The 752-nt window shown below is 36.1% G+C and carries 1 protein-coding gene; it reads left to right on the top strand.

Going from position 1 to position 752, the window contains the following annotated elements; all coding sequences use genetic code 11:
* On the top strand, positions 1-635 hold a 635-nt coding region (locus AC1DJR_RS32255; RefSeq protein ID WP_477004500.1), incomplete at its 5' end, for a YfkD family protein.
* Between the last annotated feature and the right edge of the window lie 117 nt (positions 636-752).

The following is a 752-nucleotide window of genomic DNA, read 5'->3' as shown; positions in this document are numbered from 1 at the left end:
GTTTACAGCCAAGTAAGTTTGCKCAAGAACTATTGAAAACAGCAAATATCAAAATTGAAAAYCCWGATTTAATTCGAATGTTTAATGAAACRACAATTTCGAATGCACCGCTTGCRGTAGGGTACCGAGCGAAAATTTATTTAGGGCAATGGGCATTAAATTATGAGTCAATAGACACATCGATTAATTGGGAATATAAGCAAGTAAATCGAAATGTATATGATAATCGCGGAGGGGATCGCTTATACCCACTTCGCTATAAGCAAGAAACCCAAAAGACAATCGAAGGTGATTTAACAGCAGATATGAAGGATACTACAGATGTGAAAAAAATGATGCTTCTAAAAGCGCTTGAAAAAGTACAATTGCCACTTTCATTTAAAACAACCATTGGTTATGGTACCGGACATGAGCGTGTTTATAATATTAGTCCAAGTCAACTTGGATATTTATATGCGTATACACCAGCAGTAAATGAAAAAGGAAAAGTAACATTTGGAGAAGTCTACCTTGTGTTAAAAGGGAATCAAAAAAAGCTTGTCGTGAAAAATATTACATCTCAAGGAATCGGAGCTGCTATTCCAATTCATGATCATTTATTTTTTAAATTTGTTTCTTCATCGCATTCACAATGAAATAAAAAACGTCAGCCTATAAGCTGACGTTTTTTATTTATCCCGCTATTTGCGGGCAGTAAAACTCCCACCTCAAAATTCGGCTGGAGCAAAGAAGTTAGGTGGGAGGCCCTGCTG

The organism is Bacillus sp. 05T31, from assembly GCF_056396725.1.
Note: the sequence above shows the minus strand (reverse complement) of the source record. Positions and strands in the feature narration are given on the sequence as shown.